The following is a 9,010-nucleotide window of genomic DNA, read 5'->3' on the forward strand; positions in this document are numbered from 1 at the left end:
TCGCCGACAGGGGAACCGAACCATGAAAAAGCATGCTGTTTTCGGCGCCGTTCTGGGCGCCATGCTGGTCACCGGCACCGCGGTCCAGGCCGCCGACCGCGAGATCGTCATCGGCTATCAGGCGCCGCTCAGCGGCGACCGCAGCCAGTATGGCGAGATGTTCCGCAACGCCGCCCAGATCAAGCTGGAGGAGTTCAACGCCTCGGGCAAGCTGGCCGGCGCCAAGGTCGCCATCACCTTCGAGGACAGCAAGGACGATCCCAAGGAGGCGCGCAACATCGCGCACAAGTTCCTCGACAATTCCAAGATCGTCGGGGTGATCGGCGACTTCTCCTCCACCGTGTCGATGGCGGCGGGCGAGATCTACGCGGCGGAGAAGATGCCGCAGCTCTCGCAGACCGCCTCGCACCCCGATTTCACCAAACTCAGCCCCTGGCAGTTCCGCAACATCACCACCCAGGCCTTCGAAGGCCCGTACAACGCCGATTGGATCATCGCGGCGGGCAAGAAGACGGCGGCGGTGATCTACATCCAGAACGACTGGGGCATCTCGGCGCTCGACGGCTTCGTCAGCGGCTTCAAGGCCAAGGGCGGCAAGATCACCGCCACCGAGGCGTTCAACCCCGGCAACCGTGATTTCCGCTCCATCCTGACCAAGGTCGCCCGACAGAAGCCCGACGTGATCTACCTCGCGATGTTCTACGAGGAGGGGGCCGCCTTCGCCCAGCAGCGCGAGCAGCTCGGCATCAAGATCCCGCTCTACGGCACCAGCTCCCTCTACTCGCCCAAGCTGATCGAGCTGGGGCGTGACTCGGTGGAGGGGCTGCACCTCGCCACCACCTTCACGCCCGACAACCCCGATCCGGCGGTGCAGACCTTCGTGAAGGAATACGCCGCGCGCTTCAAGTCGGAGCCCGGCATGTTCGCCGCCCAGGCCTACGACGCGGTCGGCATCATGCTGGACGCCGTCGCCAAGGCCGGCCCGTCGGTGACCCGCGAGAGCCTGCGCGACGCGCTGGCCGCCACCACCGGCTATCCCGGCGTGACCGGCGCCACCAGCTTCGACCCCGTCACCCGCGAACCGGCGAAGGCGCTGGCCAAGATGATGGTGAAGGACGGCCGCTTCCAGGTCGTGACCGGCCCCTGACCGGTACCGTCTAAGGTCGCCCCAGGGACGCCCCAGGGCTTTCCACACGATCCTCCTTTCGGGACACACGCCGTGGTGCGCGCTCCGCCGGGACCGGCGGGCGCGCTCCCCGAAGCCTGGAGCACGCCATGGTCTTCGATGTCTTCTTCCTTCAGCAGGTCATCAACGGCCTGTCCATCGGGTGCGTCTACGCCCTGATGGCGATCGGCTTCACGCTGATCTTCGGCGTCCTGAACGTCGTCAACTTCGCCCACGGCGAGGTCTACACCATCGGCGCCTTCGTCGGGCTGATGGTCATCACCGCGATGGCCCCGCCGCTGCTGGCGGTGGTGCCGCTGGTTCTGGCGGTGGGTGCGGTGTCCGGCGTCGGGCTGGAGCGCATCGCCTTCCGCCCCTTCCGCCGCTTCACCGACGAGGCCAGCCAGAAGTCCCGCGCCATGCGCGAGGCGACGCTGCTCTCCTCGCTCGCCGTGTCGATCGTGACGCGCGAGATCATGATGCACATCTTCGGCGGCGACATGCAGGGCATCCCGTCCGGCTACCTGCTGCAGCAGCCGGTCGCCATCGGGCCGGTCATGGTGGCCAGCGGCAGCCTGGTCATCTTCGCCACCTCCGCCGTCATGCTGGGCGCGCTGCAGTTCCTGCTCTACCGCACCCAGACCGGCCTCGGCATCCGTGCGGTGTCCAACAACCAGCTCGGCGCCCGCTACGTCGGCATCAACACCGACCGCACCATCGTCACCACTTTCGCGGTCGGTTCGATGCTGGGCGCCACGGCGGGAATCCTGGTCGGCCTCTACGACGGCGCCATCTCGCCGCACATGGGCTTCGCGCCGGGCGTCAAGGCCTTCGTCGCCATGGTGATGGGCGGCCTGTCGAGCATTCCGGGGGCGGTCGCCTGCGCCCTGCTGCTCGGCGTGTCGGAGAGCATCGCGACCGAGTTCCTGTCGAGCGGCTGGAAGGACCTGATCACCTACAGCCTTCTGGTCATCACGCTGGTCTTCTTCCCGCAAGGATTGTTCGGACATGGACGTGAACGTGCCTGACGCCCGGCTGATGCCGGCCACCCTCGCGCCGCCCGCCGCGTTTTCCGGGCGAGGCCGGCGGTTCGCCTGGACCCTCCTCCTGCTGGCGGTCGCCTTCGGCGCCGTGCCCGCCGCGATCGTCGGCACCGGGTCCAGCTACCTCGCCCAGATCGCCATCACGACGATGATCTTCGTGATCCTGTCGGCCAGCCTGAACCACGTGACGGGCACCGCCGGGCTGCTGTCGATCGGCCACGCCGCCTTCTACGGCATCGGCGCCTACGCGGCGGCGCTTCTGTCCACGAAGGCCGGCCTGCCCTTCATCGTCACGCTGCCGGCGGCGGGGCTGATCGCCGCGCTGTTCGGCTTCCTGGTGGCGCTGCCGACCATGCGGCTGGTCAGCATCTACTTCGCCGTCGCCACGCTGGGCATCGGCGAGATGATCTACGTGGTCCTGCTGAACTGGGTGGACGTGACCCGCGGCCCGATGGGCATCCGCGGCATCCCGCCGATCTCGCTGTTCGGCTGGCAGGCCGACACGCTGCTCAGCCGCTATCTGGCGGTCGCGGTCATCGCCGTCGCCTGCGTCTGGGTGCTGCACCGGCTGACCCACTCCTACTACGGCAACGCGCTGCGGGCTCTGCGCGAGGACGACCAGTGCGCCGACAGCATGGGCATCAACGTGGAGCGGCTGAAGATCGAGTCCTTCGTCGTCGCCACCTTCTTCGCCGGCATCGCCGGGGCGCTGCTCGCCCACACCTCCGCCTACATCGCGCCGGACAACTTCCGTTTCATGGAATCGATCCTGATCCTGGCGATGGTGGTGGTCGGCGGGCTGGGCAGCCTTCCCGGCGCGGTCGTCGGCGCCCTGTTCATGATCGTCCTGCCGGAGGCGCTGCGCGACATCGGCGATTACCGCATGATCGCCGTCGGGGCGACCATGTTCCTGTCCATCCTGCTGCTGCCCAAGGGCATGCTGGCCGAAGGCACCGCGCTGGGCTTCGTCCGCCGCTCCTTCTCCCGCGGCTGGGCCACCATCGCCGGCGGCACGCCCGTCGGCTGGAAGTGAGGCGGATCATGAGCAACACGCTTCTCTCCATCCAGGGGCTGACCCGGCGCTTCGGCGGCCTGCTGGCGGTCAGCGACGTCAGCGCCACCATCGCCAAGGGCGAGCTGGTCGGGCTGATCGGCCCCAACGGCGCCGGCAAGACAACCCTGTTCAACCTGATCACCGGCTTCACCCCGCCGTCGGACGGCACGGTGACCTTCGACGGGCAGGACGTCACGGGGCGCAAGCCCTGGCAGATCGCCCGCATGGGCATGGGCCGCACCTTCCAGAACCTGCGCGTCTTCCCCAACATGACGGTGTTCGACAACGTGTCGGTCGGGGCGGTCGGCGCCTTCGGCCAGTCGCCCTGGCGGGCGCTGGTCAACGGCGGCGCCCACAGCCGCGCGGTCAGCGAGCGGAGCTGGGAGGCTCTGGAGCGCGTCGGCCTGACCGCCCAGGCCGGGGACATCGCCGCCAACCTGTCCTACGGCAAGCGCAAGTATCTGGAGATCGCCCGCGCCCTGGCGACCGCGCCCCGCCTGCTGATCCTCGACGAGCCGGCGGCCGGCCTCAACGACACCGAGACGGCGGAGCTGGCCGACTTCATCCGCCGCCTGCACGCCGGCGGCGTCACCGTTCTGCTGGTCGAGCACGACATGGGGCTGGTGATGGGAAGCTGCAGCCGCGTCATCGTCCTGGCGTCCGGCCGCAAGATCGCCGACGGCACGCCGGAGGCGGTGCAGCGCGACCCCGCCGTTCTCGAAGCCTATCTGGGAGTGGAAGACGATGCCGCTTGACGCCGCACACGCCGTCGCCACCCGCCGCATCCTGGAGGTCCGCGACCTGACGGTGCGCATGGGGCCGCAGGAGATCCTGCGCGGCGTCTCGCTCGACGTGGCGGAGGGGGCCATCGTCGCCGTGCTGGGCGCCAACGGCGTCGGCAAGACCACGCTGATGCGCGCCCTGTCGGGCATCTACCGCACCACGGGCGGCGCCACCGTCTTCAACGGCGAGGACATGACCGACAGCCCCAGCCACGAGGTGGTGCGCCGCGGCCTCGCCCAGGCGCCGGAGGGGCGGCAGATCTTCGGCACCATGACGGTGCGGGAGAATCTGCTGCTCGGCGGGCGGACGCTGCGCCACGACCGCGCCGCCCGCATGGAGCGGATGCTGGAGCTGTTCCCCCGCCTGCGCGAGCGGCTGACCCAGAAGGCGGGGTCGCTGTCGGGCGGCGAGCAGCAGATGCTGTGCATCGCCCGCGCCCTGATGTCGAAGCCGCGCCTGCTGCTGCTCGACGAGCCGTCGCTCGGCCTCGCGCCGATGGTGGTGAAGCAGATCTTCGACCTGCTGGTCCAGATCCGCGGCGAGGGCACCTCGATCCTGCTGGTGGAGCAGAACGCCCGCGCCGCGCTGCGCGTCGCCGATCACGCCTATGTCATGGAGGCGGGAAGGGTGACACTCTCGGGCAGCGCCGCCGATCTGGCCGCCGACCCGCGCGTGCGGGCGGCCTATCTGGGCGGCTGACCGAGAAAGGATCGCAGCGATGACCACCGGAAACGACACCTCTGCCACCGCCCCCGCTTCTGCTCCCCTGCCCATCCTGGAGCGGCGGCGCATCGAGGCGGCCTTCGCCAAGGCGCTCTACGACCAGCTCCTGCCCGAGATCGGGCGGGAGCGGGCGCGCGCCGTGCTCGCCCGCGCCATCGAGGTGATGGCCCGCGAGGCCGGCGCCGCCATGGCCGCGGAGGACCGCGCCACCCGCGGCACCGCCGATCTCGCCACCTTCCACGAGCGGCTGGCCCTGTGGACCGCCGGGGACGCCCTGCGGCTGGAGGTGATCGAGAGCGCGCCCGACCGGCTGGGCTTCAACGTCACCCGCTGCCGCTACGCCGAAAGCTACCGCGCCATGGGCGTGGAGGAGATCGGCGACATCCTGTCCTGCAACCGGGACGGCGAGTTCATGTGCGGCTACCGGCCCGACGTCCGATTCACCCGCACCCAGACCATCATGCAGGGCGCCAGCCACTGCGACTTCCGCTACAGCCTGCCGGCGGGCGGACCCCAGGAGTCCCCGGAATGACCATCCCCGCGAACGTCCGCCTGCACCCCGCCGCCGAGGCCCTGGCCCCCGAGATGCGGCAGTGGCGGCACCATCTGCACGCCCATCCCGAAACCGCCTTCGAGGAGCACGAGACCGCCGCCTTCGTCGCGGACAAGCTGCGCGCCTTCGGGCTGGAGGTGGCGACGGGGCTGGGGCGCACCGGCGTGGTCGGCACGCTGAAGGGCCGCCGCCCCGGCGGCCGGGCCATCGCGCTGCGCGCCGACATGGACGCGCTGCACATCCACGAGACCAACGACTTCGCCCATCGCTCGGTCAATCCGGGCCGGATGCACGCCTGCGGCCACGACGGCCACACCACGATGCTGCTGGGAGCCGCCAAGGTCCTGGCCGACGATCCCGACTTCGCCGGGACGCTGCACGTCATCTTCCAGCCGGCCGAGGAGAACGAGGGCGGTGCCCGCGAGATGGTCGCCGAGGGGCTGTTCGAGCGGTTTCCGGTGGAGGGCGTCTACGGCATGCACAACTGGCCGGGCCTGCCGCTCGGGCAGATCGCGCTGCGGCCGGGGCCGATGATGGGCAGCTACGATATCTTCGAGGTGACGGTCCACGGCAAGGGCAGCCACGCCGCCATGCCGCATCTCGGCCACGATCCGATGACCGCCGCCGGCCATCTGCTGACCACCCTGCAAACCATTCCGGGGCGCAGCCTGCACCCGCTGGACAGCGCCGTGGTCTCCACCACCTGGATCACTGGCGGCGACACCTGGAACGTCATCCCGGCGGAGGTGACGCTGCGCGGCACCGTCCGCGCCTTCAAGGAGGGGGTGCAGGACGTGGTCGAGGCGCGGCTGCGCGCGCTGGCCGAGCACACCGCCGCCGCCTTCGGCTGCACCGCCAGCGTGCGTTACGAGCGGCGCTACCCGGCGACGGTCAACAGCGCCGCCGAGACCGCGCTGTGCGCCCGCGTCGCCGCGATGCTGGTCGGGGAGGAGAACATCGACCACGACCCGATGCCCTCCATGGGGGCGGAGGATTTCGCCTTCATGCTGAAGGAACGGCCGGGCTGCTACGTCTGGCTGGGCAACGGGCCGACGGACGGCGGCTGCCTGCTGCACAACCCCGGCTACGACTTCAACGACGCCAACCTGGCCATCGGCGCCAGCTATTGGGTGGCGCTGGCCAAGACGCTGCTGGTGGAGGAGGGGACGCGATGAGCGCGCTTCTCAAACCGTTGCTGGACGCGCCGCTTCCAGACTCCCACTGGGCGGCGAGCGCCGTCGCCGGTCCGGAGACCGGTCCGCTGGACGGGGCGGTCCGGGTGGACGTGGCGGTGGTCGGGGCGGGCGTCACCGGCCTGTCCACGGCGATCCATCTGGCCGAGCAGGGCGTGCGCGTGGCGGTGCTGGAGGCGCGCGAGCCGGGCTTCGGCGGGTCGGGCCGCAACAACGGCCAGATCATCCCGACGCTGTCGCGCCTCGACCCCGCCAACCTGACGGCGGCCTACGGCGAGGCGAAGGGATCGGCGCTGGCCCGCATGGTCGGCGGCTCGGCGGCGCTGGTCTTCGACCTGATCGAGCGCTACCAGATGCGCTGCGACGGCGTGCAGAAGGGCTGGATCCAGCCGGCCCACCGGCCGGGCCGCATGAAGGCCGCCGAGCAGCGCGTCGCGCAATGGCGGGCGCTGGGGGCCGAGGTCGCGCTGCTCGACGCGGCGCAGACGGAACGGGCGCTCGGCACGCGCTTCTGGCACGGCGCCATGGTCGCGCCGACCGGCGGGCATGTGAACCCGCTGTCGCTGGCTCGCGAGATGGCGCGGGCCGCCCTTGGGCTGGGCGTCGCGATCCACAGTGACACGCCGGTCGCCGCCATAGACCGCGTCGGAACCGCTTGGCGGCTGACCACGCCGCAGGGCTGCGTGACCGCCGACCGCGTCGTGCTGGCGACCAACGCCTACACCGACGATCTGTGGCCGGGGCTGCGCCGCTCCATCGTGCCGGTGCTGAACTTCCAGATGGTGACGGAGCCGCTGCCCGCCGCCCTGCGCGCCAGCGTGCTGCCCTCCGACATGGCGTGCAGCGACACCCGCGGCGACCTGCATTTCTTCCGCTGGACCGCCGACAACCGGCTGGTCTCCGGCTGCACGCTGGTGCGGTCGGCCGACGCCGAGCGGCGGGCGCGGGAGCGCACGCGGGAGCGCATCCGCCGTGTCTTCCCCCAGATCGGCAATCCGGCCATCGCGCGGAGTTGGAGCGGGCATCTGGCGATGACCGCCGATTTCCGGCCCCATTTCCACGAGCTGGCGCCCGGCGTGGCCGGGGCGGTCGGCTACAACGGCCGCGGCATGGCGCTGGGCACCGCCGTCGGCCGTGAACTGGCGCGCCACGCCACGGGGACGGGCGCACCGGAGCTGGCCTTGCCCTTCACCCCGGTGAAGCCGCTGCCGTTCCACGATCTGGTGACGCGCTTCTCCCGACTCTACATGCTGCATCTGCGCCGTCTGGACCGCACGGGCTGACGGTGGGCGATAAATCCCTCTCCCGCCCCGGGAGAGGGTGGCCCAAAGGGCCGGGTGAGGGTCGTCCGAGGATCAAAGCGCTGATCCTCGGCGGTACCCTCACCCTTCCCGCGCTCTGCGCGGGCCCCTTCCCTCTCCCGGGGCGGGAGAGGGGATGCCGCATGCGATCACCGTGGGGAGATGCCGTCCGGCGGTTGACAGTCCGGGGTGGCCCAGCCACTGTGGCGCCATCCCGAAGCGGCCCCACGCGGATTGCCCCGGCTCATGGCCACCGTCTCCGAAGCCCTGTCCATCGCGCTCGACCATCACATTGCCGGGCGCGTGGCGGAGGCGGAGACCCTCTACGGCCGGATCCTGGAGGCGGTTCCCGGCCATCCCGACGCCAGCCATCTGATGGGGCTGCTGCTCGCCCAGACCGGGCGGGCCGCGGCGGCGCTCGCCCATCTCGACGCCGCCGTGGCCGGCGATCCGGCATCGCCGACCTATCACCTCAACCGTGGCAAGGTTCAGGACGCGCTCGGACAAACCGCGGACGCGGCGACGAGCTGGCTCGCCACGCTGCGCCGGCAGCCGGATCATGCGGAAGCGGCGGAGCGGCTGGCCTCGGCGCTCCGTGTGTTGGCCGAGACCGCGTTCGATTCCGGCGCCCTGGCCTCCGCCGCGGCGCTTTACGAACGGGTGCTGGCCCTCGATCCGCAAAATCTGTCCGCCACCTTCGACGCGGCGATGACCGCGAAGGGGCTTGGACGGTTGCAGGAGGCCGCCCGGCTGGCCGGGATCGCGGCCCGGCTCGACCCGACGCTGTTGCGCGCCCGCATGGCCGAGGCGGAGGCACGGCAGGCGCTCGGCCAGACGGAACGGGCCGTCGCGGCGCTGCGTCCGGCGGTGGCCCTGGACCCCGCGCAGGGCGGTTGTTGGGCGAGCCTGTGTCTGCTGCGCAACGAACTGGGGCAGCGCGGCGCGGCGGTCACGGCGGGCCGGCGCGCCGCGCTGGCCGCACCCGCCGACACCGGGCTGCTGGTCCGGCTCGCCGCCGCCCAGCAGATCGCCGAGAAGACACGTGCGGCGCTGGCGGCGGCGCGGCGCGGCCTGTCGCTCGACCCCGCCTCGGCGGAACTGCAGCTCGCCCTCGGCGCGGCACTCGACGCGTTGCACGCCCTGGAGGCGGCCGGGCGGGCGCTGGACCGCGCTGGCCGGCTGCGCCCCGGCGACG

The 9,010-nt window shown here is 71.2% G+C and carries 9 protein-coding genes; all 9 read left to right on the top strand.

Annotated features, from left to right (window positions below):
- The first annotated feature begins 22 nt into the window (after window positions 1–22).
- The gene (locus ACFPMG_RS15270) at window positions 23–1,147 is read left to right on the top strand and encodes an ABC transporter substrate-binding protein (protein ID WP_376995949.1); all 1,125 of its coding nucleotides are present in this window, start codon (window positions 23–25) and stop codon (window positions 1,145–1,147) included.
- Window positions 1,148–1,275: 128 nt separating this feature from the next.
- Window positions 1,276–2,193, top strand: a complete 918-nt coding sequence (locus tag ACFPMG_RS15275) for a branched-chain amino acid ABC transporter permease (RefSeq protein WP_059399728.1) — start codon at window positions 1,276–1,278, stop codon at window positions 2,191–2,193.
- Entirely contained in the window at window positions 2,174–3,241 is a 1,068-nt protein-coding gene (locus ACFPMG_RS15280; RefSeq protein ID WP_376995950.1) for a branched-chain amino acid ABC transporter permease, read from the top strand. The genes ACFPMG_RS15275 and ACFPMG_RS15280 overlap by 20 nt, the downstream gene beginning before the upstream one ends.
- An 8-nt stretch (window positions 3,242–3,249) precedes the next feature.
- Window positions 3,250–4,017: an ABC transporter ATP-binding protein gene (locus ACFPMG_RS15285; protein ID WP_094307113.1), complete on the top strand. Its 768-nt coding sequence runs from the start codon at window positions 3,250–3,252 to the stop codon at window positions 4,015–4,017.
- The gene (locus ACFPMG_RS15290; protein WP_376995952.1) at window positions 4,007–4,744 is read left to right on the top strand and encodes an ABC transporter ATP-binding protein; all 738 of its coding nucleotides are present in this window, start codon (window positions 4,007–4,009) and stop codon (window positions 4,742–4,744) included. The genes ACFPMG_RS15285 and ACFPMG_RS15290 overlap by 11 nt, the downstream gene beginning before the upstream one ends.
- A 19-nt stretch (window positions 4,745–4,763) precedes the next feature.
- Entirely contained in the window at window positions 4,764–5,300 is a 537-nt protein-coding gene (locus ACFPMG_RS15295) for an L-2-amino-thiazoline-4-carboxylic acid hydrolase (RefSeq protein WP_376995953.1), read from the top strand.
- The gene (locus tag ACFPMG_RS15300; protein WP_376995954.1) at window positions 5,297–6,496 is read left to right on the top strand and encodes a M20 aminoacylase family protein; all 1,200 of its coding nucleotides are present in this window, start codon (window positions 5,297–5,299) and stop codon (window positions 6,494–6,496) included. The genes ACFPMG_RS15295 and ACFPMG_RS15300 overlap by 4 nt, the downstream gene beginning before the upstream one ends.
- Window positions 6,493–7,797, top strand: coding sequence for an NAD(P)/FAD-dependent oxidoreductase (locus tag ACFPMG_RS15305; protein WP_376995955.1), 1,305 nt, complete (start codon window positions 6,493–6,495; stop codon window positions 7,795–7,797). Before ACFPMG_RS15300 ends, ACFPMG_RS15305 begins: the two co-directional genes overlap by 4 nt.
- A 264-nt stretch (window positions 7,798–8,061) precedes the next feature.
- On the top strand, window positions 8,062–9,010 hold a 949-nt coding region (locus ACFPMG_RS15310; protein WP_376995956.1), incomplete at its 3' end, for a tetratricopeptide repeat protein.

The sequence above is a fragment of the Azospirillum himalayense genome (assembly GCF_042657465.1).
Classification (GTDB): domain Bacteria; phylum Pseudomonadota; class Alphaproteobacteria; order Azospirillales; family Azospirillaceae; genus Azospirillum; species Azospirillum himalayense.